The 23,623-nt window shown below is 54.8% G+C and carries 21 protein-coding genes, 1 tRNA gene and 1 pseudogene; 16 read left to right on the top strand and 7 right to left on the bottom strand.

Annotation, left to right across the window (positions count from 1 at the left end):
• A partial coding sequence (locus LW884_07800) for a hypothetical protein (protein ID MCE3008231.1) occupies positions 1-377 on the bottom strand: 377 nt, incomplete at its 3' end.
• A 531-nt stretch (positions 378-908) separates the two neighbouring features.
• Between LW884_07800 and mqnE the strand changes: the two genes are divergently transcribed.
• Genes mqnE through LW884_07815 form a run of 3 tightly spaced genes read left to right on the top strand, consistent with a single transcriptional unit; the run spans position 909 to position 3,481 of the window.
• A complete protein-coding gene (mqnE, locus tag LW884_07805) occupies positions 909-2,060 on the top strand; it encodes an aminofutalosine synthase MqnE (GenBank protein ID MCE3008232.1) in 1,152 nt (383 codons plus the stop codon).
• 42 nt (positions 2,061-2,102) lie between these two features.
• Entirely contained in the window at positions 2,103-2,717 is a 615-nt protein-coding gene (locus tag LW884_07810) for a histidine phosphatase family protein (GenBank protein ID MCE3008233.1), read from the top strand.
• Positions 2,714-3,481, top strand: a complete 768-nt coding sequence (locus tag LW884_07815) for a menaquinone biosynthesis protein (GenBank protein ID MCE3008234.1) — start codon at positions 2,714-2,716, stop codon at positions 3,479-3,481. Before LW884_07810 ends, LW884_07815 begins: the two co-directional genes overlap by 4 nt.
• 23 nt (positions 3,482-3,504) lie before the next feature.
• Here the strand turns inward: LW884_07815 and LW884_07820 are convergent, their stop codons facing one another.
• The 4 genes from LW884_07820 to LW884_07835 are packed head-to-tail and all read right to left on the bottom strand — an operon-like array spanning position 3,505 to position 8,641.
• Positions 3,505-4,497, bottom strand: coding sequence for a MoxR family ATPase (locus tag LW884_07820; protein ID MCE3008235.1), 993 nt, complete (start codon positions 4,495-4,497; stop codon positions 3,505-3,507).
• Positions 4,494-5,888, bottom strand: coding sequence for a peptidylprolyl isomerase (locus LW884_07825; protein MCE3008236.1), 1,395 nt, complete (start codon positions 5,886-5,888; stop codon positions 4,494-4,496). Before LW884_07825 ends, LW884_07820 begins: the two co-directional genes overlap by 4 nt.
• A complete protein-coding gene (locus LW884_07830) occupies positions 5,854-6,669 on the bottom strand; it encodes a hypothetical protein (GenBank protein MCE3008237.1) in 816 nt (271 codons plus the stop codon). The genes LW884_07825 and LW884_07830 overlap by 35 nt, the downstream gene beginning before the upstream one ends.
• Entirely contained in the window at positions 6,638-8,641 is a 2,004-nt protein-coding gene (locus LW884_07835) for a peptidylprolyl isomerase (protein ID MCE3008238.1), read from the bottom strand. Before LW884_07835 ends, LW884_07830 begins: the two co-directional genes overlap by 32 nt.
• Before the next feature lie 731 nt (positions 8,642-9,372).
• Between LW884_07835 and LW884_07840 the strand changes: the two genes are divergently transcribed.
• The 12 genes from LW884_07840 to LW884_07895 all read left to right on the top strand — a co-directional run bounded on the left by LW884_07840 (position 9,373) and on the right by LW884_07895 (position 21,187).
• Positions 9,373-10,608, top strand: coding sequence for a site-specific integrase (locus tag LW884_07840; GenBank protein MCE3008239.1), 1,236 nt, complete (start codon positions 9,373-9,375; stop codon positions 10,606-10,608).
• 302 nt (positions 10,609-10,910) lie between these two features.
• Positions 10,911-12,461 carry a type I restriction-modification system subunit M gene (locus LW884_07845; GenBank protein MCE3008240.1) on the top strand — a complete coding sequence of 517 codons (1,551 nt, stop codon included), beginning with the start codon at positions 10,911-10,913 and terminating at the stop codon, positions 12,459-12,461.
• A gap of 47 nt (positions 12,462-12,508) precedes the next feature.
• Positions 12,509-12,847 (top strand): killer suppression protein HigA, encoded by a 339-nt coding sequence (locus LW884_07850; protein ID MCE3008241.1) that lies wholly within the window; start codon positions 12,509-12,511, stop codon positions 12,845-12,847.
• Between the two features lie 11 nt (positions 12,848-12,858).
• Entirely contained in the window at positions 12,859-13,989 is a 1,131-nt protein-coding gene (locus LW884_07855) for a helix-turn-helix domain-containing protein (protein ID MCE3008242.1), read from the top strand.
• Positions 13,990-14,035: 46 nt separating this feature from the next.
• Positions 14,036-14,254 carry a hypothetical protein gene (locus LW884_07860; protein MCE3008243.1) on the top strand — a complete coding sequence of 73 codons (219 nt, stop codon included), beginning with the start codon at positions 14,036-14,038 and terminating at the stop codon, positions 14,252-14,254.
• A complete protein-coding gene (locus LW884_07865) occupies positions 14,251-15,420 on the top strand; it encodes a restriction endonuclease subunit S (protein ID MCE3008244.1) in 1,170 nt (389 codons plus the stop codon). The genes LW884_07860 and LW884_07865 overlap by 4 nt, the downstream gene beginning before the upstream one ends.
• Before the next feature lie 194 nt (positions 15,421-15,614).
• Positions 15,615-15,866, top strand: a complete 252-nt coding sequence (locus LW884_07870; protein ID MCE3008245.1) for a hypothetical protein — start codon at positions 15,615-15,617, stop codon at positions 15,864-15,866.
• A 64-nt stretch (positions 15,867-15,930) separates the two neighbouring features.
• The gene (locus tag LW884_07875; GenBank protein MCE3008246.1) at positions 15,931-16,485 is read left to right on the top strand and encodes an ATP-binding protein; all 555 of its coding nucleotides are present in this window, start codon (positions 15,931-15,933) and stop codon (positions 16,483-16,485) included.
• 2 nt (positions 16,486-16,487) lie between these two features.
• Entirely contained in the window at positions 16,488-16,781 is a 294-nt protein-coding gene (locus LW884_07880) for a DUF4325 domain-containing protein (protein MCE3008247.1), read from the top strand.
• A gap of 71 nt (positions 16,782-16,852) precedes the next feature.
• Positions 16,853-19,942 (top strand): type I restriction endonuclease subunit R, encoded by a 3,090-nt coding sequence (locus tag LW884_07885; protein ID MCE3008248.1) that lies wholly within the window; start codon positions 16,853-16,855, stop codon positions 19,940-19,942.
• 68 nt (positions 19,943-20,010) lie between these two features.
• Positions 20,011-20,805 (top strand): hypothetical protein, encoded by a 795-nt coding sequence (locus tag LW884_07890; protein ID MCE3008249.1) that lies wholly within the window; start codon positions 20,011-20,013, stop codon positions 20,803-20,805.
• Complete coding sequence (locus LW884_07895; protein MCE3008250.1) at positions 20,783-21,187, top strand: hypothetical protein; 405 nt, start codon at positions 20,783-20,785, stop codon at positions 21,185-21,187. The genes LW884_07890 and LW884_07895 overlap by 23 nt, the downstream gene beginning before the upstream one ends.
• Before the next feature lie 51 nt (positions 21,188-21,238).
• Here LW884_07895 and LW884_07900 read toward each other — a convergent pair.
• Positions 21,239-22,293: pseudogene (locus LW884_07900) on the bottom strand (IS3 family transposase).
• 573 nt (positions 22,294-22,866) lie between these two features.
• Here LW884_07900 and LW884_07905 point away from each other — a divergent pair.
• Entirely contained in the window at positions 22,867-23,127 is a 261-nt protein-coding gene (locus LW884_07905) for a helix-turn-helix domain-containing protein (protein MCE3008251.1), read from the top strand.
• Positions 23,128-23,313: 186 nt separating this feature from the next.
• Here LW884_07905 and LW884_07910 read toward each other — a convergent pair.
• Positions 23,314-23,387, bottom strand: a tRNA-Ala gene (locus LW884_07910).
• Positions 23,388-23,623: the final 236 nt, after the last annotated feature.

Consider the following 23,623-nt stretch of genomic DNA (forward strand, 5'->3'; position numbering starts at 1 on the left):
ACGTACTGGTTCCAGTGGCTGGCATACAGGCTCTGGATGAGCTGTAACTCGCCCACATGGGTGCCTCGGTACGTGCGCAACGAATCGGCCACCTGGTCTACCAGGGTATAGGTGCTTAGTTTTGCCTTTTCTTGTCCCTCGGCCGTGGTGTGGCTATCGCCCAGGTGCTGCTGGATAAGGTGGAGGGTAATGTTGCCTGCGCCAGACTGATAACGGCCCATACGCGGCCTCCACTGTATGCTGTGTAGCTCGATAAAGGCTGCGGGCCAGGTATACAGATGATCGACATTGGTTTCTGGCTGGCCGTTGTAGCGATCTACATACCTGAGGCCTAGCTGCTGTAGGCGGGCTGATAATTCGGTAATGATAGCTTGCATGTTTGATGCTTGGGGTTAGGGGTTGAGAATAGGAGAAATTGTTTGCGGTGCTGTTTGTGTGTGTGTTTGTAAGGAGGTAGCTTGTATTGCAAGTACGTGGCGGCAGGCAGCGGGCGCAAGACATTTTTTTGAGAGCGGTGGGCGCGTGCAGTGCCTGTGATAGGCGGGGCACGCGGCACCCGCGCAGGTTGTATGACATTTTGGGGAAATCGTGTAGGGAAATAAGGTAGAAGGAGGAGGAGTACCCGGAAAAGATGCTCGCAAAGGGAACCGCCGCAAAGCAATCGCAAAAGCCTGCTCCTGGCAAATAGCCCTTATTCATTGGGGCAGAATCCGTACCGGGAGCGTCAGCTTTCGGTATCGGTACTGTACAGACGGGTAGAAAGGCAGCCTGCCAAGCGGGGTTCAGGCAGAAAAAAACGCATCTGCAGTGCTTTCAATTTTTTTTGAAAATAGAAACCCCCCTCGGTATCTTTGTGGTTAGGAAGAGAAGGACAAAACGGGTGCCCCGTACCCACAAATGTGTTTATCATGGAAGCCTATACCCCCTACATAGCCGAGGCCAAGCTGAGCACGGAGGAGCTGCAGATATGGCAAAAGGTGCGTGCAACACAGCGGCTTACCGATGCCGATGCCCTGTATCTGTACAACAGCCACAACCTGCCCTATCTGGGTATGCTGGCACACCATGTACGCACGCGGCTGCATGGCAAGCACACGTATTTCAACCGAAACTTCCACATCGAGCCTACCAACATCTGCATCTATACCTGTGCGTTCTGCGCCTTTGCGCGCCGCCCGGGCGAGGAGGGCGGCTGGGAGTACCGGCTGGAGGAGATAGAAGACCAGGTGCGGGCCTACGAGGGCAAGCCCATTACCGAGGTGCACATAGTGGGGGGCGTGCACCCCAAGCGGGGCGTGGAGTACTATGGCGAGATGATCCAGCGTATAAAGGCCATCCGGCCCGGCATACACGTGAAGGCCTTTACGGCTGTAGAGCTGCGCGTGATGTTTGCCCGCAGCAAGATGACGACGGAAGAAGGCCTGCTGGCCCTGCGGGCGTATGGGCTGGATAGCCTGCCGGGTGGGGGGGCAGAGATCTTTCATCCGGACATACGCAGCAAAATATGCGACACGAAAGCCGACACCGAAAACTGGCTGAGCATACACGAAACGGCACACCGCCTGGGCATACCCAGCAACTGCACCATGCTGTATGGCCACATAGAACAATACGAGCACCGCGTAGACCACCTGAGCCGCCTGCGCGAACTGCAAGACCGCACGGGCGGCTTTAATACGTTTATCCCACTGAAGTTTCGCGACGACAACAATGAGCTGAGCTACGTGGGAGAGACCACCCTGATAGAAGACCTGAAAAATTATGCCGTGTCTCGCCTCTATCTGGATAATATTGCCCACCTAAAGGCCTACTGGCCCATGATAGGCCGCGAAACCACCCAGATGGCCCTAAGCTATGGGGTAGATGACGTGGATGGTACCATAGACGATAGCACGCGCATATATAGCATGGCAGGCAGCGAGGAGCAAACCCCCGCCATGAGCACCCTGGAGCTGATTCACCTGATCAAGCAGGCTGGTTTCCAGCCCATAGAGCGAGACACCCTGTACAATACCCTGCACGACTATAGTGTGGAGGAGTTTGCCGAAATGGCCGTATAGCCCCACACCAGCCCATCTGTTGTACCAAGTCTTGTACCAAGCATGAACCCCCTCCGCCTGTATTTGTTTCGGCATGGCCAAACGGACTATAACCAGCAGCAGATCATGCAGGGAGGGGGGATAGATAGCGACCTGAACGAGGCAGGACAGCAGCAGGCCCGGGCCTTCTTTGAGTATTACAAAGAAACCCCCTTTGTGGCCTGCTACAGCAGTGGGCTGCGGCGCACACGCCAAACCCTGAAGCCCTGGGCCGAAGTGGGGCTGCGGCCCGTGCCGCTGCTGGAGCTAAACGAGCTATGCTGGGGGGTGCTGGAGGGCAAACAGCGCGATCCACAAGTAAACCAGCTGCTCAGCCACGCCATACAGACCTGGAGTGGCGGCGACACGCACTACGCCGTGCGCGGTGGCGAAAGCCCCGAGCAGGTGTGGGCACGCCTGGCCCCGCGCATGGACTACCTGCTGCAGCAGCACACACAGGGCAATGTGCTGATCTGTACCCATGGCCGCACACTGCGCATCCTGCTGTGCCAGCTGCTGGGCTATGGCCTGCCGCAGATGCAACTATTTGCCCACACCAATACAGGCCTCAACATCCTGCGCCGCAGTGGCGACCGTTTTATACCCGAGCTCATTAACGATACCGCCCATTTGTCATGACCCGCGTGTGCGCCGTTTCCTACCTGAATACCAAGCCCTTTCTGGAGGGGCTAAAGCAGGCCTTTGACCCCGGGGAACTGGCCGTGGACCTGCGGGTACCCTCGGCATGCGCCGAGGCCTTTGCCCAGGGGCAGTGCGAGCTGGCCCTGGTGCCCGCAGCTAGCCTGCTGCTGCTAGAGGAACCCCAGCTGCTACCCCACTACTGCATAGGGGCCGAGGGGCAGGTAGACAGCGTGTATCTATTCAGCCAGGTGCCCATACAGGAGGTGGAAACACTGAACCTGGATGCCCATAGCATGACCAGCAATGCGCTGGCGCGCATCTTGCTACGCGAGCTGTGGCAGTGCCCCGTAGCATTTACGCACCACGACTGGCAACAGGCTATAGGGGGCACCACAGCCGGGGTGGTAATAGGCGACAAAGCCGTGGCTGCCAAGGCACAGTACCGCTATGCCTACGACCTGGCAGCGGCCTGGCAGCAGCTCACGGGCCTGCCCTTTGTCTTTGCCGTATGGGTGTACGAAGCCAGTAGGATAAGCCAGCCCATGCTTGCACGCATCCTGGCCGCCTTTGCCCAAGGCCTGGCCCGGCGGCAGCAGGTAGCCCGCCAGTGGGCACCCCGTTTTTCGTTAAGCGAGGAACAGGCGCGGCACTACCTGGAGCACAGCATCAGCTATAACCTGGACGCGGCCAAGCAGCAGGCGCTCGATCTATTTCTGCAAAAGGCCAAGCCGCTTATGCAGATAGGCCAGGCCGACCGATAAGCCCCACAGCCCGGTTGGTATCCCTACTCGGCCAGCAAGCGGCGGATGATCTCATCTGCCGTAATGCCATCGGCCTCAGCGTTAAAGCTGGGTACGATGCGATGCCGCAGGGCGGGTAGCGCAATAGCCTCCACATCCTCTATATCGGGCGAATACTTGCCCCGCATAAGCGCATGCGCCTTGGCCCCCAGTACCAGGAACTGGCTAGCCCGCGGGCCTGCCCCCCAGCTGAGTAGATCGCGCACCCAGCCCGGCGCCTGTGGGGTGGTAATGCGGGTTTTACCCACCAACTGCACGGCATATTCCACCACGTTTTCAGCCACTGGCACCTTGCGCACCAGGTCCTGATAGGCCAGGAGGTCCTCCACCTTCAGTATGCTGTTCAGCTCTACTGCCCGGTCGCTGGTGGTGGCCTTTACGATCTCTAGCTCTTCAGCCGGGCTTGGGTAGTCCACTTTCAGGTTGAACATAAAGCGGTCCAGCTGGGCCTCGGGCAGGGGATAGGTGCCCTCTTGTTCTATGGGATTCTGGGTAGCCAGCACAAAGAAGGGATTACCCAGGGCCATGGTGGTGCCAGCCACGGTTACGCGCCGCTCTTGCATGGCCTCCAGCAGGGCCGCCTGGGTTTTGGGCGGGGTGCGGTTTATCTCATCGGCCAGCACGATGTTGGCGAAAATAGGCCCCCTGATAAAGCGGAAGTGCTTTTCCCCGCTTGCTTGGTTCACCTCCAGCACCTCCGAGCCCAGGATGTCTCCGGGCATCAGGTCGGGGGTAAACTGAATACGGCTGAAGCTCAGGCTCATGGTTTGAGACACCGTGCTTACCAGCAGTGTCTTGGCCAGGCCCGGCACCCCCACCAGTAGGGCGTGGCCCCTGCACAGGATGGCAATCAGCATCTGGTCCACCACTTCCTGCTGGCCTATGATGGCCTTTCCTATCTCGGCACGCAGTGCCTGCAGCGTACCCGCCAGCTCATCGGCCAGGGCTACTTCATTTTTTACTTCTTGGTTATTCATGGACGTACCCAATTGGTCAATGCCTGGCTACAGGCCTCATCTCTTAGTTCGATATACACTTCCCCCCGCACTTTTTTCAGCCAACCCTCCAGAATCTCATTTTGCTTGGCCGTGAGGGCTGCGCCATGAAATTTTTGATAGTCTTGCTCCAGGGTAGCCTCATGGGGTGCGTAGCGGCGTATCAGGTAGATAAGCTTGTAGGCTTTTTGCACCTGTATGCCTTGCTTATCTATAAACTCTATCGGCTTGGATATCTCACCCGGCTTTAGCCGGTCTATCTCCAGAAATACGTCGCTCTCCAGCTGCTCCATGGGGATGCGGTACTCGCCCGATCGGCTGCGGAGGCGTCCGCCCACATCCTTGCTCTGCCGGTCTTCGCTATACTGCACCGCTGCTTTCGTAAAACTCAGGGTATCCTCCGTCAGGATACGCTGGCGCAGCTCCTCTATCCGGGCTTTCGCTTTTTGCTCATCCACGCTCTCTATCCGGGGCGATAGCAAGATGTGTCGTGCATCAATGCAGTTGCCGATTCGTTTTTCCAGCTTGATGATGTGGAAGCCAAAAGGCGACTCGAAGATCTCGCTCACCTCGCCTGGGCTCAGGCCGTAGGCTACTTCCTCAAACTGTGGCACCATGTCTCCGCGGCAGAAGCGGGGGAGCATGCCCCCGTTGTTTCGGCTCCCGGGATCTTCGCTAAAGGCGCGTGCTACCGACTCAAAGGGCTCGCCCTCTACCAGCACCATGTTTCTGAACGTCTGCAGGCGCTCGCGGGTGCGCTGTTTGCTTTCATCCGAGGGCACAGGCTTGATGATGATCTGGGCCAGCTCCAGCTCGGCGGGTAGGTAGGGCAGGCTGTCGCGGGGTATGCTGCGGTAGTAGTCCTTAACCTCGTTTGGGGTAATGGTGGCATCGTTGTAAATCTTGTTCCGCATGTTCTGGGCCAGCAGCTGATCCTTTATCTGGGGGCGCAGGCCCAGCTTGAACTGCAGGTAAGACTTACCCGCCACTTCTTCGATGGCCTCGCGCGAGCCGAGCTGGCGCTCCATGGTGGACAGCCGGCGCTCTACCTCCGCATCCACCTGGTCATCGCTTACCTCCAGGCTGTCTATCTTGGCCTTTGCCAGCAGCACCTTGCCCACCAGCACCTCCTCCAGCACAGTGCAGCGCAGGGTACCGTCGTCCTTCTGTCCGCTTTTTTTGAGGTAATCAATTTGTGCATCCAGTTCGCTGGAGAGGATAATTTCATCGTCCACAATACCCAGGATGCGGTCTCCGGCCAGGGCCTGCGCCCGGCCGGCGGTGGGCAGGCAGCCTAGGGTACAGAGCAGGGCCACGTACAGGCCCAGCAGCCTGCTGCTACAGCTGCGCATCTTCCAGGATTTTCTTTTCATAGGCTCTGATAAAGTCTCGTGCCTTAATGTCGAGTAAGTTACGTTTAATTTTAGCACGTACCATAGCCAGGGGCAGTCGCTCTCCGGGTGCTAGCCTCAGGCGTATGCCAAAGGCGTGGTAGCGCATCCCCGCTGGGGCATAGCTGCTTTTGTAGAGGGGGCCATGCTGGCTGCTCAGGCGGTCCAGATCGGTCCAGCCCGTCTGCTCGCCTATCCGGCGCAGCTGGGTGGCGGTAGCCAGTGCAGAGGGCAGCTCCATCTCGGCCTTGTGGATTGAGCACCATTCTCTAAGCCGAATATGATCCGCTACAGCCTGGCTGCACAGCAGGGCGAGCACGTCTGGCGGTAAGGGATCGGGGCTGTGAATATAGGTATACAAAAAAAGTACATTGCTGGCCCGGTAGGCATCTATGTGCTGCTGGTAGTAGTGCAGGATTTCCTGGTCGTCTATCCGGAACTGCTGGCTAGCCAGCAGGTGCTGCTGCATTTCGCTGATCATCAGCCGGCGGGCCTGGGCCTGCATGCGTGCCCGTATCTTCTCGCTTACATCGGGTAGCAGGCTACGGGCATGGGCAGCCAGCAGCACCTCGCGGCGCCAGTTTTCTACATACTGTTGCGCAAAGTCTGCACTGTCCTGGCCTGCCAGCTCGGCCGGCACCACTGCTGCCACCTCCGAGGCCAGCAGCTGCTGGCCCGCCTCCTCTGCAATGGTGGGATCGGACGTACAGGCCGACAGGGGCAGGGTTAGGCTAATTATAGAGCTTGCCCAGCACTTTTTCATTTACCGTGGCAGGATAGCGTTTTGCCAGCTCGTCTAGCCAAGCCTGTTCCAGCTGATTCTGGTAGTCCGATATCACCTCCGATCGGGCTTCCTCCAGGGTTTTCGGGCCGGGGGGTATGTGCTCCATGAGGTAGAAGAAGGACCATTGGTTATCCTGCTTTTCGGGCTCGGTCATGTATCCTACGGGCTTTGCTGCGTAGTCAGCCGTTGCGGCCTTTTCTACGGAGAAAATCAGCTCGCTTGAGCGCACATTCAATTGCTGGAGAACAATGTAAGCATTGGCGCTGTCTGTGCGTCCCGTCTGCTGCAGTTTGGCTACTACTTTTTTCAGCTCGCTGCTGTCGGGCCCCAGGTACTCCATCATGCGCACACGCTGGCCACCCTGGTACTTGTCTCGGTGCAGTGTGTAGTAGCCTGCCAGGCCGGCACTGTCCTCCACAGCCCGGCGCCACACTTTCTGCTCGGTAACGGTGAAAAGCAAAATGCCGTCTCGATACTCCTGCATCAGGTAACCAAACTCCGGGTAACGTTTGGCCAGCTGCTGCTCCTCATAGCCCATCAGGCGGTCTTTGGCTAGTTCGGCCACATCCTGGTCTATGGCCTTTTCCAGTGTGAGGCGGCTCACACTCCTGCCGCGGTTTTGGGCATTTTGGGCTAGCAGATCCTCCACGGTTGCTTGCTGGCCGGCAAAGCTGAAGAGTGTGGCCGCACGTAGGGTTTCGGATATCTCGGTACCTGGGTAATCAGGCTTCTGGTAGTCTGGTTTGGCGGTTTGCTTCAGTTCATTCAGCGTGGCCTCGTTCAGGCTAAAACTGTATTGTCGTTTCAGGCGATCGATCAGCTCCTGTTCCGCAATTTTTGCACGTGCATCTCTGGAAACGCGGGCCTTGAAGTCTGCCCGTACTTGCTCCAGGCTTGGTGCCGCCTCGGGCCCCTCCACCACCATCACGTGGTAGCCATAGGGGCTGGTGAAGGGCTGCGACAGCTCGCCCGGCACCTGGGTGTATTTGCGATCCTGCAGCGCAGGCACGCCTATGTAGCGGTCGCCCAGGTTGCCGCCCCGGTCTTTGGTATTGGGGTCGTCGCTGTATGCGGCAGCCACCTCGTCCCAGCTGCTGCCAGTACGCAGCTTCTGGTAGGCCTCATATACACGGGCTACGGCGGCCAAGCTATCCTTGGCCGCGTAGATCTTTCCCCAGCGCACCAGCAGGTGGCGCACCGTGCGCATGCCCGTTACGTCCATGCGGTCGTGCACCTTAATGAGGTGGTAGCCAAAGTCTGTGCGAATGGGGGCACTTACCTTGCCCACGGGCGTGCCGTAGGCGGCGCTTTCAAAGGGGTACACAAAGTCGAAAACGGAGAACCAGCTCAGGTAACCCTGGTTCTGGCGTGCGCTGGGGTCTTCGCTTTCGGCCTGCGCCACGGCGGCAAAGTCTTCGCCACCCTCCACCACACGCTTGCGCACGGCCAGGGCACGCTGGTAGGCGGCCAGGGTGTCTGCCGGGCTGGCATCCCGGGGCACATTCACCAGGATATGGCTTACCTTCATGGCCGCCTGGCTACGCCGGTGGGCCTCGGCTATCATGTCATTCAGCACCTCCTTCTCTATCAGGTAGGGCTGGGCCAGCTGCTTCAGGTATCCGGCCAGCTCTTGCTGAAAAGCCCGGGTGGTATCTATGCCCTGGGCCTCAGCATCCATCACCTTGCGTCTAAACTTGATGTAGAGGTCCAGATAATCACGATACGCGGCCTGTCCCTTTGTTGCCGCATCGGCATACCCGCCATTGTTTTTTTGAAATACGTACTCGAACTCGTCTTTGTACACCGTTCCGCCGTTTTCAAACTGAATGAGGGGCTTGCGCTGCTTGGCTGCTGCCTTTCCCTGGGCAGAAGCCGTAGTACAGATGCCAGTAGCGAAAACCAGGAGCAACAGTGCTGGAAGCGTAAAGCGCCGCATAGGGGTCCAATTCATCGTTATCATTTTGTTGTAGTGACCATACAGCCGGATTGACACCGGAGGGGCATGCAAAAATAAGATAGCCCGCGTAACAAACGCGACCTCGGCAGATTTTATTCCGTGTAAGGGTGTAGCGAGCGGGGTCGCGCCCAGCCTACCCCCCAAAAAAATATGGGCACGCCTGGCAGCCGATAGGCCCAGCGTAGTGCTTCGAAAGCCCCCGCTAGGGATACACAAAAAAGGGAACTTCACCAGAACCATCTGCTGCAAGCCTTGGTATGGGGGCTATACTGAACGGGGTGTAAGCTTCCCCGAAAACTGAGCCATTCGAATGAGAGACGGGGGAAATTTAGCTGACTGGCTTAGACTCAGAATAGGGTTAGATAGTTGAATGCTCTTTTGGGGAGGGGCGGTGGTAATTGCAATAGTGCGACCATATTTCTGGCTAAGATTCTTAACCCGGGCGGGCTTAGGCTTTGCCTCCCCAGGCTTCCGTGCTTCGCGTCCCTGCCCAGCAGGCCCTGCTCACTTTCCCCCGAGAAAGAAAAAAGCCTCAAAACAGGCTGTAGAGGCCGATTTTGAGGCTGGAAGTGGAGGATAAGGGAGTCGAACCTTTAGCCCTTATGAACTTTATTGAATTCTCCAAATATTGCGTTTAAGGTCATTACGACCCTATATTGGGTTCGATTTGTGGGTTCGAGAGAAAATGAAGCCCCCATTTTTTGACTAACGTATTGACTAACAGAATGGCAACCATCAACTTTTATTTGCACCCGAAACGAGACCTGCAAGGCGACCAACTCATCATTTTGGTCGTGCAGCACAAAGGCCAAAAGCTTAACCACAGTACCGGAATAAAATTAAGTGCGAAGAACTGGGATAAACGGCATCAACGTGTAAAGCCACAAGCCCGTTTTGCGCTAAACCAAAATCTGCTGCTCAATAATTTACGCGACAAAGCACAGAATGCCATCCTGCAGCTGCGTATGCAGGGAACGGAGCCCACTGTGGCCAATATACGCGGCGTGATGTTTCCTCAAAGCGAAGAGGTAGCGAAGGTATTGCCTAGTCTGAATAAGTTCATTGAAAGCCACCGGAGTAGCCACAGCTTGGGTTTTTTGAACAAGTATAATACGCTTTATACGGAACTGGAAGCCATAGGGGGGCCAGAGGCGAGTGGACTTCATTTTACCCAGCTAGATGCAACTTTTATGGAGCGATATCACCATTATCTGCTGGAGGTAAAGCAGAACACCAACAATACCATTGCCAAGAAGTTGGGCTTTTTGCAGGCATTTTTGAATTGGGCGGCAAAAAACAAGCTGACCATTCAAAATGAATTGCCGGAGATACAGCTGCCGCCCAAACGCAGGGCTGTACACATTGCCCTAACACGGCAGGAGCTGGAGCGCTTGGCCTGTTTGCCACTAGGCGAGCTCCCAAAACTGGAGCGTGTGCGCGATGTGTTTTGCTTTGGGTGCTATACGGGTCTGCGGTACTCTGATATTGAGAACCTGAAGCCGGAGAATGTCGTGGAACTGTCCCGAGAGGTGGGTGCCACTACAAGGGGGCTACGCATCCACATGGTAAAGACCCAAGACTTTCTAACGGTTCCGCTCATACCGCAGGCGCTGGGGCTGCTGGAGCACTACAACTACCACCTGCCCGTTATAAGCAACCAAAAGACAAACAAGTTTTTGAAGGAGCTGGGGCAGCTTGCAGGTCTGGACACGCCTGTACAACAAGTGCGCTTCAGGGGGCGTGAGCGCATAGAAAATACTCTGCCCAAGTATGAGTTGCTCACTACCCACACAGCCAGACGCACTTTTGCCACCCTTTCGGCATCCGGGGGTATGAATCTTGTGATACTTCAGCGCATATTGGGCCATGCCAACATCAAGCAAACAATGGAGTACATCAAAGAGGTGGAGGGTGCCAAAATAACCGAAATGGAAAAGGTATGGGGCGGACTAGATGACTAGGCGCAACGATTGTTGCTGTGATGGATTTAGCTGTACGGCTAGCCTACCCTACTCCTCGGCCCTGGTTACCGCCGGGTTTTTGGGTGCCTCTGCTTTGTATCTGGAAGTAATCTGCCACTCCGCTGGAAGTAATCTGGACGGTGCGCCATTGCCATACCAGTAGGCCGTCAAGTCCCACTCAGGACGATTAGGGGAGCATTGCGTCCGCATGGGCACTTTGTTTGTCAGGGGCACATTCAAGCGCATGCATTTGCCACTTTTAGAATATCTTGAGGCGTTAAAATTGCACGAAAACGAAAGTTATGGCCAAGAAGGAGAAAGATCTAAGCCCGCAGCAGCAGGAAGACGACATGCGCAAAATGCTGTGGGCATCGGCAAACAAGCTGCGGAGCAACATGGATGCGGCCGAGTACAAGCATGTGGTGCTGGGCCTTATCTTCCTGAAGTACATCAGCGATGCCTTTCTGTACCTGTACCAGCAGCTGAAGGAGCGACAGGACACAGACTTTACCGACCCCGAAGACCCCGACGAGTACCTGGCTGAGCATGTCTTCTTTGTGCCCGAGATAGCCCGCTGGAGCTACCTGCAAGCCCGGGCCAAGCAGGGCGACATAGGCAAGTGCGTGGACAGTGCCATGCAGGCCATTGAGCAGGCCAACCCAAGTCTGAAGGGCGTGCTCCCATCCGGCTACGCGCGCGAGCAGCTGGACAAAACCAAGCTGGGCGAACTCATCGACCTGTTTGGCAATGTGGGGCTGGGCACCAGGGCCGCGCAAGCCAAAGACCTGCTGGGCAGCATCTACGAGTACTTCCTGGGTATGTTTGCCGATGCAGAGGGCAAGCGCGGAGGCCAGTTTTACACCCCCGGCCACATCGTGCACCTGCTGGCCGAGATGCTGGAACCCTACAGAGGCCGCGTGTACGACCCCTGCTGCGGCAGCGGCGGCATGTTTGTAGCCAGTGAAAAGTTTGTGGCGCAGCACCAGGGCCGCATTGGCGACATCTCCATCTACGGCCAGGAAAGCAACCCCACCACCTGGCGACTGGCCAAGATGAACCTGGCCATACGCGGCATAGAGGCCAATATAGCCTGGGGAGACACCCTGCTGAACGAACAGCACCGCGACCTGAAGGCCGACTACATCATGGCCAACCCGCCCTTCAACATCTCCGACTGGTATGCCGAGCGCCTGAAGCAAGACCAGCGCTGGAAGTATGGCCTGCCCCCGGCAGGCAATGCCAACTATGCCTGGCTGCAGCACATACTGCACCACCTTAGCCCCACGGGCACGGCGGGCGTGGTGCTGGCCAACGGCAGCATGACCAGCAACAGCAGCGGCGAGGGCGACATACGCCGCGCCATGATAGAAGACAGCGTGGTAGACTGCATGGTGGCCCTGCCCAACCAGCTCTTCTACAATACCCAGATACCCGTATGCCTGTGGTTCTTGGCGCGCGACAGGCGAAACCACAAGTTTCGCGACCGGCGAAACGAAATCCTCTTCATAGACGCGCGCAAGCTGGGCACCATGGTGAGCCGCAAACACAAGGAGCTCACCGAGGCCGACATACAGCACATAGCGGGCACCTACCACGCCTGGCGAAACCCCGACGGCCGCTACACCGACACGCCCGGCTACTGCAAGGCCGCCACCCTGGACGAAGTGCGCAAAAACGACTACGTACTCACCCCCGGCCGCTACGTGGGCGCCGAGGAAACCGAGGTGGACGAAGAAGCCTACGAAGCCCAGATGCAGCACCTCACACAGCAGCTGGCGGCACAGATGGCCGAGGGCGAACGGCTGAATGCTAAAATACTAGAAAACCTCAAGGAGCTGGGGTACGGAAATTAAATAACCCAAAGGGTTAATCTATTTACGCAGAAAATACGTATACTTGCATGGATATTTCATTCAGACCTGCAAAACTGGAAAAGACAGTTGCCACACCAAGGGACGTAAAGAAGCACTATGGGGACAATACCAAAAGCATCATTGCAAGGCTGGAAGATCTAGCCTCGGCACCCAACCTGGAGGTAATGCGCACCCTGCCGGGAAAGACACATGAACTGAAAGGGGACAGGGCCGGAGAGCTGGGCATACACGTATCGGCCAACCACCGTATCACCTTTCGGCCCAGTCATGATCCCCTACCCCGCAAAGCTGATGGGAGCCTGGACTGGCAGCAGGTAACCGCAATAGTGATAGACGAAATAAACGAAGACTACCACCGCCGCTAATGCATACCGCCATGAGCTACAAAAACCTGAAAGAGATAGAGGAGGCAGCAGAACTGCTCTCCCCACCGGGCGACACCCTGCGCGAAATGCTGGAGGAAAGGGGCATGACGGGTAAAGAACTGGCACGGCGCATGGGAGACCGCCCCGAAAAAACCATTAGCGAAATACTGAACGGCAAGGCCGAGATAACGCCCGAAACGGCCCAGCAGCTGGAATATGCACTGGGAGCCCCGGCCGAGTTTTGGCTGGAAAGAGAGCGCCGCTACCGCCTGGAGCGGGCCCAGCTGCTCACCGCCCGGCAGCAGCTGGAGCAAGTAGAATGGGCAAATGAATTCCCCCTGGCCAAAATGAAACAGCTGGGCTGGCTAGCCTGGAAGGGGAAAAATCCGGCAGACAAAGTAGACGCCCTCTACACCTTCTTTGCCGTAGCCAGCCCCGCCGGCTACCAGGCACAGTATGCAGCGGCCACCGCTGCCTACCGCATGGGCAAGGCTGAGAAAAGCCCCCAGGCGGTAAATGCCTGGCTGCGCAGAGGAGAGGTGCAAGCCGCAGAACTGGCAGCCCCGCAATATGATAGGGCTGCATTTAAAGCTGCCCTGGACGGCCCCATACGGCAGATGATGGTAAGCCAGCCCGACAAATTTTTTGACAGCCTGCAGCAGCTGTGCCTGGCTGCGGGCGTAAAGGTGGTGCACACCCCCTGCCTGCCCGGTGCACAGCTAAACGGGGCCGTGCGCTGGCTGGCCGACACCCCCCTGATACAACTAAGCAACCACTACAAACGAAACGACCTCTTTTGGTTTACCTTTTACCACGAAGCAGGCCACATACTGCTGCACGGAAAAAAAGACCTGTATGTAGAAGGCCTGCAGTACACCCACGATGGCAAAAAAAAAGAAGACGAAGCCGACAACCTGGCAGCCAGCTACACCTGCCCACCCCAGCACCAGCAGGCCCTACAGCAGCACCTGGCGCCGCTGAGCGACTGGACCGAAAAAGCCCGCGCCATAAAAAACTATGCCCCACAGGTGCCCACCCACCCCGCCATGCTAGCCGGGTGCCTAGCGCGCCTGGGCTACCTGGATCAGAATTTTGGCAATGCGGTAGGGTTTTACAAAAAAATAGAACTGGAAAATGCTTAGTGTAACTTCCGGCCACACACAAACCCCATTCTAGCCCCCCACCCACATGCACACCCCCACCCGCCTAGCCCTGCCCCGCTGCTCCGCCTACCTGCTGCGGATAGACTATGAAGGAGCGCTGTACTACCATGTGGGTATGGCGGGCGACCCCTACTACCCCTCGGCACACTCAGCTGTGCACCGCCTGAGTGGCCACAATGAGAATGAAATGTACAATGCCCTAGGTGCCTGTTATCTAATAACTGCTTGCATATTGGAGTTATGAAAATTCTTCAACTTAAGGACATAGGAAAAGTGGTTACTGGTAAAACACCAGCAACGTCTAATATATCTAATTGGGGAGGATACCTATGTTTTGTAACGCCAACTGATTTCAAATATTTCAACAAAAATATCTACGAAACAGAACGAAAGATAACTTCAAAAGCTGCTAATAGTCTAAAGAATATTATACTCCCTAAAAACTCTGTGATTGTTACCTGTATAGGTTCTGATATGGGGAAGGTAGCCATCAATAAGGTACCTGTAATTTCTAACCAACAGATCAACGCTATAATATGCAATAATGACATCGTTAACTATGATTACTTGTATTACCAACTTGCTTCTAAATATGAGCTTCTTAGGTTGTTAGGAGCAGGTGGCTCTACAATGCCAATTGTAAACAAATCTACTTTTGAACAAATCCACATCCCCCTGCCCCCCCTGCCGGAGCAGGAGCGGATAGCGGGCATACTGAGTGCGTATGACGACAAGATCGCCCTAAACCGCCGCATGGCCGCCACCCTGGAGCAGATGGCCCGCACCCTCTTCAGGCAGTGGTTTGGCAGTATCGAGGGGGATCAAGTTTGCCTGGGTGATGTAGTAGGGATTGAACGAGGATATAGCTACAAAGGCTCCGGCCTGTCAGCAGAAGGAAGCGGCACACCCATGCACAATCTAAATTCAGTTTTGGAGGGTGGCGGTTACAAGTATGCAGGCATAAAATACTATAATGAGAAGGACCTAAAGGAAAGACATCTTGTTTACCCAGGTGAGCTAGTCGTTGCAAATACAGAGCAAGGGCATGAGCATTTGCTTATTGGGTATCCTGCCATTGTTCCAGAAGTATATCCTGATGGAATCTTCAGCCACCACCTTTACAGATTACGTCCCCACAATACAGGGTTTACATCTATTTTCCTTTATCATCTGCTGCTTCAGCCAGAAGTTCGTGGCCAAATAGAGGGCGCAACAAATGGCAGCACTGTAAATATGCTCTCAAAAAGCGGATTTGAGTCAGTCCGATTTTCGCTACCTGAAATAGAGCATATACAAGCCTTCTCCGTGCAAGCATCCATTCTACACAAAAAGCAAGAGCACATACAACAAGAGAACCAGCATCTCACCGCCCAGCGGGATTTATTGTTACAGAAACTTTTTAACCGGTAATATTATGCCTATAATAAGGCTGAAGCCGCACAGGGCTGCTGAGCGGCTTCGTTTCTCCTTCAACACATGGTCGCTGAGATAGGGCAAATATAAACACGCAATCTTTGTTGCCAACAATCCATCCACTGTTCATACGAAAAATAAACCCACTTTGTTGCCCCCATGCCCCTCTACACCCCCAGACCAACTGACCGATGAAAATTAGCATTGGGCACAGCCCTAGCTGCCTGCTTAGGCTATACAAGGCGATAAAAGAGGAACGGAAGCGAGACGTTACACTGGACTTTGCGCACAGCGCCTATGTGGAGCCGGTGGTGCTGCTGCCCCTCACCCAGCTATGCATAGAGGGACTAAAGCGGGGCTTCAAGATAGGCTACGTACCGCCTACAGACAAAGCTACCAACCAATACCTGGAAGAAGTAGGCTGGAAGGACTTTGTGGAGTAGGGCTACCGGCTGCCCGTGGTGTTTTGCGCTGCCCACGCGCGAAACCACCCTGCCCATGTGGTGCGTGAGCAAAGACTACATTTACAGCTATCTGCAGCTTACAAACCAATACCTGAAAAGGATAGACAGCAGCAAAGACTGGACAGGCTTTGAAATGGTACTCAAGGAACTGCTAAACAACGTTTACGACCATGCCTCCGACCCCGGCAAGGAGCCGGCCTACGTATTTGCGCAGTATAGCAACTCACGAGAAAAGTTGAGCCTGGTAATATCTGACATAGGCATCGGTCTGGCCAATAAAATCAATTTGCATAGAGAAAATGCAAACGAAGCAGCCTTATCCACAGAGGACGCAGTAAAAAAAGCTTTTGAGAGTGGGTATTCTACGAAAAGCGTGCCTACTAACCGTGGGTTGGGCTTGGATAACGTCGCATCCCTCGTACAAAGCACGAAAAGTGTGTTGCACTGCTATACCGGCGATCTACACATGGTGGTGAACAAGGACGGATTTTGCCCACAAAAGACAACTTTTGAGCCGATGGGTACGTTATTTCACATGGAATTAAATACTAAATTGCTACCGTCAGAAGGCGAAAGTGACGACGAATTAAGCTGGTAATCATGACCATTTCCATACTCACACTTGCCCCAGGCACCTTTGACTACTCAGATGGCTTTGCCGTATTCAAGGAAGTAGAGCCCTATTTGGTTTCAGCGCAAGAGGTGCGTGTAGACTATCATGGCACGGGTGGTTTGTCTACTTCTTTTCTGAATGGGTTTTTAGGCGAAGCATTTGACCGTTTTGGGGTAGAAAAGGTAAAAAGCTATGTAAAAATGGCTCGCCTTAGTACGGCTCAGGCCGATATGCTGCGCCGCTATGCCGCCCAATACCTTGAGCTAAAAAACCGGGCTTAACGCGTATGAATCAGATAGCTGTAACTTTGGATTAAGACCTTTAGGTCCAAACCATACAGTTACAAGCTACCATGCCCCTCTACACCGAAGACCAACTGGAGCAGCAGGCGCTGGCACTGCTGGCCGACATGGGCTGGGCCTGCCACTATGGGCCCCACCTGGCGCCCGACGCTGCGCAGCCCGAGCGCAGCCGCTGGGAAGACGCCCTGCTGCCCGGCCAGCTGGCCTACGCCCTGGGGGTGCTGAACCCCACCCTGCCGCAGAGCGCCCTGGACGAGGCCGCGGCCAGGGTAACCCAGCTAGCACATGGGCCCGATGTGCTGGCCAACAACCTGACCCTGTACCGCTACCTGATAGAGCAGGGCGTGCCCGTGCAGTACAAAAACGCCGAGGGCCACACCGTGAACGACCTGGTGCAGCTCATCGACTTTGACCAGCCCGGCCGCAACAGCTGCTGGGCCGTCAGCCAGTTCACCCTAAAACCCAAAGACCCGCCCAACCGCAGGCCCGACATCATACTGTTTGTCAACGGCCTGCCCCTGGTGGTCATCGAGCTGAAAAACCCTGCCAACGAAGAGGCCGACACCGAGGCAGCCTACCACCAGCTGCAGACCTACAAGGCCCTGCTGCCCCAGCTCTTCAGCTACAATGCGCTGATGGTGGCATCGGACGGCTTTTTTGCCCGCGCAGGCACCCTGTCGGCAGACTTTGAGCGCTTTATGCCCTGGAAGACCGTGGACGCCCAGCCCGTGCCAGATAAAGTGATGCCCCAGCTGGAAGTGATGATACGCGGCATGCTGCGGCCCGATGTGCTGCTGCGCCTGGTGCGCCACTACACCGTCTTTGAGCAGGGCGAGGGCCGCACCCTCAAGAAGCTGGCCACCTACCACCAGTACAACGCCGTGGAAAAAGCCACCGAGCGCACCCGCGCCGCAGTGGCCCCCGGCGCCGAGGGGCGCTGTGGCGTGGTATGGCATACGCAGGGCAGCGGCAAAAGCCTTACCATGGTGTTTTATGCAGGCAAGATGGCGGTGGATGCGCCGCTGGGCAACCCCACCCTGGTGGTGCTGACAGACCGCGCCGACCTGGACGGCCAGCTGCACGAAACCTTCAGCAAATGCAAGCTGCTGCTGCGCCAAGAGCCCGCCAAGGCCGAAAGCCGCAGGCACCTGCGCCAGCTGCTACAGGTGGCCAGTGGCGGCATCGTCTTCACCACCATACAGAAGTTTTTGCCCTTTGAGGACGAAGACCAGTACCCCTGCCTGTCGGAGCGGCAGAACATCATTGTGATAGCCGACGAGGCCCACCGCACCCAGTACGGCTTCTTGGACGGGCTGGCTCGCCACATGCGCGATGCGCTGCCCCATGCCGCCTTCATCGGCTTCACCGGCACACCCATAGAGAAAGACGACCGCAACACGCAGGCCGTATTTGGCGAGTACATAGACATATACGACCTGCAGCAGGCGGTGGAAGATGGCGCCACCGTGAAAATCTACTACGAAAGCAGGCTGGTACGCATAGCGCTAAGGGAGGGCATGCAGGAGCAGCTGGACACCCTGATAGCCGAGTATGTGGACGACGCCGACCTGACGGCCAGCCAGCGCGCCATTGCCAAACATGCCAATCTGGAATCCATCATAGGCGACCCAGGCCGCATACACCGCATAGCCGAAGACATTGTGCAACACTACGGCCAGCGCGTGGCCACCCTGCCCGGCAAGGGGATGATTGTATGCTACAGCCGCAGGCTCTGTGTGGAGCTATATGAGGCCATGGTGGCCATGCGCCCAGACTGGCACAGCCCCGACGACACACAGGGCGTACTAAAGGTGGTGATGACCGGCAGCGCCAAAGACCCCGTGCACTGGCAGCCCCATGCACGCAACAAAGAGGGCAACGACCGCATAGCCACCCGCCTAAAGAATCCACAAGACCCGCTGCAACTCGTCATCGTGTGCGACATGTGGCTCACCGGCTTCGACGCACCGGTACTGCATACCCTGTATGTAGACAAACCGATGAAGGGCCACAACCTGGCCCAGGCCATAGCACGTGTAAACCGCGTGTATGGCAAAGACAAAACCGGGGGCCTGGTGGTAGACTACATAGGCATAGCCCAAGACCTGAAGCAGGTGCTGCTGACCTACGCGGCCAGTGGGGGCAGGGGCAGGCCCACCTTTGACCAAGAAGAGGCCGTGGGCGAAATGCTGAAACGCTACGAGATAGTATGCCAGCTGTTTGCCGAGCAGCAGCCCGCCTTTGACTACCAGGCGTATTTTCAGCAAGACAAAGCGGGCAAGCTCCGCTTTGTTATCCAGATGGCCGACTACCTGCTGAACCCCGCCCTCACCAACGGTCGGCAGCGGTTCTTGCAGTTCACTACCGAGCTGCTCAAGGCCTTTGCCCTCTCTGTGCCCCACCCACAGGCGCTGGCCATACGCGACGAGGTGGGCCTGTTTCAGTATGTGATGACCTACCTGCGCAAGCTGGGCGAAAAAGACAAGAAGTATACCGACCGGCAGGTAGACACAGCCATCCGGCAGATCGTGTCGGCGGCGCTGGTGACCCAGGAGATTGTGGATGTATTTGCCACCGCAGGCCTGCAAAAGCCCGAGGTGTCCATCCTGTCCGAGGAGTTTCTGGCCGAGGTGCAGGGCATGACCGCCCGCAACCTGGCAGCCGAACTGCTGCAGCGCCTGCTGGCCGACGAGATAAAGCTCCGCTTTGCTACCAACCTGGTGCAGAGTCGCAAGTTCTCCGAGATGCTGCAAGAGGCCGTAAAGCGGTACCAGAATAACCTGATCACCACCGCTCAGGTAATAGAAGAACTGATACAGCTGGCACGGGGGGTAGACGCTGCACAGCGGCGCGGCGAGCAGCTGGGCCTGAATGAAGCCGAAATGGCCTTTTACGATGCCCTTGCCACCAGCGAAAGTGCCGTAGCGGTGCTAGGCGACGAAATCCTGAAGGCCATAGCCCACGACTTGGCCGAACACATACGGCGCAATGCCTCCATCGACTGGTCAATCAAAGAAAACGTGCGCGCCAAGATGCGTGTGCTCGTAAAGCGTATATTGAAGCGCTATGACTACCCACCCGACAAGCAGGCCGCCGCTACCGAGCTCATCCTGCAACAGTCGGAAAGGTTGTTTGAGTGATTTTTTTAAAACTTAGCTGCGCAAAGTAGACTAAAATTGCCGATGGTTTTATTTGGATAAACTATACTATGAAAACAATTTTAATATTAGTAGGCGTTGGGCTTTTTATTTGTTTTCTGGCAAAGGTAAAGAAGAATCACAAAAAAGTGGCAATTGGCCAACGAGACAATGAATTTAAGTCCAAAATAAATGAACTCTATTTCCCCGACAGAGTTGATGCCATAAAATGGCATATTGCGGCAATAGACAGGGGATTTAAAAACGGGGACTTCGGACTTGTTAATCTTTCATATGCGAAACTCATCGAGAGTATTCGACAACAAAATGAAAATGAGAAGGGGAATTATGAGGACGTACTAAAAACAATAAAGAATGAATATACTAAATTCAGAAATGTCTATGGTTTTGAGTACCCTGAGCAATTCTTACCACCAGCAGAAAGAAGGTTCAAGTCAACGTCAAGTAAATTAGATTCATCTTCGAAAAACAAAAAAAGAGATTATACCTCATACCTAATCATTGACGGTAATGCAATACGTGATATGAAAGCTCTATTTGACTTGGCTGGTAACAGTGACGGTTTTAATAGAGATTTTTGGATTACAGACAAGGGGAAATCTACTTTATTAGCTAAAGTATTAAGTGTTTATTCTTTCGAATTGGACACAAAAAACTTCAGGTTGTTGATTAATAAAGCAAATAGGTTTATCAAGCAGATGAGAATAGAAGCTCCGGATTATTGGAATGAGTTTCCACTTTACAATATCGTCGACTTGAATGAGTCATATCCAATAAATATAACAACAGATATACTAACAAAACTTCAATATTTAAGTGTGAGTGAGCGGCTTTATTTTTTTTGATATTTCGGGTGATTATTGGACTAGTCAAAGTAGCCATAAAACGAGAAGTATAGGTTTAGATGAGAAGAGTGCTCTTAGTAAATTTGTAAAGTTAGGCTTCTTCTCAGAATCAAAGGACCTGGAGAGCATTCCTGGCATTGTAGGCAAAAGAGAGCTTAAGGAATTCGCAGATAAATGCGAATTTGAATTAAAAAAATCGTGGACAGTAGAGAAGATGTTCGACTATGCTATGGCTACGGAAAAGGGAAGGGAATTTTTGAGAAGTTTTTTGGACACAAAGCAGGTCTGGAAGTTTAACAGCATTTACAAAGAGGACTTCAATGCAATTGTTGCTCGTCAGGAAAAAATAAAAAAAGTGGCGGACCTGATATGTATGGTTTGAGTGAAAAGAATATAGCCTGTGTCTTCCCCCCTTTTTTTGATACAGATTAAAGTATTCGTTTGAGGTTAAGTCGTTGAGTGCTGAATGTGGTCTATAGTGGTTGTAGTGCTGTAGCCACTGTTGACTTATCATGCGGGCATGGTGCAGGTTTTCAAACACATGTGCGTCCAGCACCTCTCTTCGGTATGTGCCGTTAAATCGCTCTATAAGGGCATTTTGCGTGGGCTTTCCAGGTTGCATGTACTGGATTTGGACGTGGTGTTTGTTGCACCAGTCTTCGAGTTCTTCGCTGATGAATTCGGGCCCATTGTCAGTACCGATGGCTTTGGGCAGGGTGTAGGTGTCGCGCAGCATCTCCAGCACGCGCAGGGCGGGCAATGAGGTGTCAATTTCCACGTGCAGCACCTAGCGGTTGTAGTCGTCCATGATATTCAGGGCGCGGAAACTGCGTCCGTTCCAGAGGCTGTCGTGTACAAAATCCATGCTCCACACCTGGTTGGGGCCCTGGGGCTGTAGGAGGGGCTGCTTAACGCGGGCAGGCAGGCGTTTTTTGGCCTTGCGGCGCAGATTTAAGCGCAACTGGGTGTACACGCGGTAGAGCCGCTTGTGGTTCCATGTATGGCCTTGCTGTCGCAGGCGACGGTAGCACATCCAGAAGCCAATGTACGGGTGGTGGGTGACCAGTTCGGTCAAAGCGTCGATGAGGGGGCCGTCGTTGCAGCGGCGGTGTTGATAGGCGTAGGTGCTGCGCGGCAGGTGCAAGAGCTTGCAGGCTTGCCGCTGGCTTACACCGTACGCTTCTATCATGTGTTTGCACACGGAGCGCCGCTGTGTAGCCCCTAAAGCTTTTTTTCGACAGCGTCCTTAAAGGCGTGGTGCAGCAGGCTTAGCTCTGCATACATCTTTTTCAGCCGGGCGTTCTCCTCTTCCAGCTCACGTACACGTTTCAGTTCGCTGGCTTCCATGCCGCCATACCGTGCCTTGCAGCGGTGGAAGGTGGCGGGGCTGATGCCGTGCTCGCGACAAATGTCTGCAACTTTTACGCCTTGTTCGTGCTGCTTCAGCAGCTGTACTATTTGGGTCTCGGTGATTCTTATGCGCTTCATACTTCGGAATTTACAAATGAATGAAAAACTGACGCGCCCCATAAGGGGCTTGTCTTGGGGCTCTCAGATGAATGGCCGAAGAAGGGGGAAGCTTACACTACTTTTCTGCATACGCACCTACCACCTCTTCTCTCTAGCCGCATCGCTGCGCAGCAGGTCTATTTGCGCAGGTAACGGTAGGTCCTATCTACCGTGCTGTGGCCGCACCTCTGCTGTAGGGTAGGGATGGCCAGCCCGGCTATGCAGGCAGCCTCCTCCTCCCTGGCAGGTGTACAGTACACGGGCTGAAATAGCCAAATGCACTTCGGCTGCATACATGCTCCAGGAAAAAGACCAAGCCGAAATGAGGCTAAGACCGCATCGGGTGGGGTACATCTCTTGCCTGCTTAAATCATACTGAGCGAATACAGTTTTCAAGGCCCCAGGAGAATAGGAAAGAATTGGTAATTCTTGGCAAGCGTTGGTAATTCTTGGCAAGCGTTGGTAATTCTTGGCAAGCGTTGGTAGGGGGATTGCCAGTCCAAAGCGGGGGGCACTCTGCGTGTGCTTATTTTTGGGCGTAGCAGAAGCGCCATGAAAGAGGGTATTGTCGTATTAAGTAGCAAACAGCTGGAGGCACTTATTGAGGAGGTGGTAGAGCGAATTTTGCAGCAAACCAATTCGCCAACCGTGCCCGAAGAGTGGCTTAGTCTGAAGGAAGCCTGTGCCTACCTCACTGTAAGCAAGCCCACACTGTACCGCATGCGCTTGAACGGCGTACTGAAGGGGAGAACAATTGGCCGCAAGGTACTTTTTCGCAGAAGTGAACTGGATGCCTTTTTGGAGAAATGTTAAGGCCCGACACATTTCTCATCCGTCTACCCACTGCGCACAAAAAGTTGAAGGCTCAGAACTGAATAGTCCTGGCACAAGTACCCTATCAGAAAAAAAATAGGGGGAGCCAGTTTATTTTTGCGGATTAAAATTTGACTAACAGGTAGACTAGCAAAAATCTAACTACCTGTTAATCACGGTATTTTGTGGAGGATAAGGGAGTCGAACCCATGACCTCTTGCATGCCATGCAAGCGCTCTAGCCAGCTGAGCTAATCCCCCAGGAATTGGGCAGCAAATATACGAACAAGCAGCATACCTGCAAGCGGAATATCGGTTTCCCCTACAGAAAAAATGAAGGATAGGTACCTGTGCCCCTACCCCACCCCCACTGTAGCACAATTGGCACAAAATAAACAGCGCCAAAAACCGCAAGCCGGCGCACCGGAACAGATAATGCATATATTACGTTGCGTACAAGGCTGCCCCAGCCTGTGGCTACCCCTAGCACCCCGTGA

The organism is Bacteroidota bacterium, from assembly GCA_021300195.1.
Taxonomy (GTDB): domain Bacteria; phylum Bacteroidota; class Bacteroidia; order J057; family JAJTIE01; genus JAJTIE01.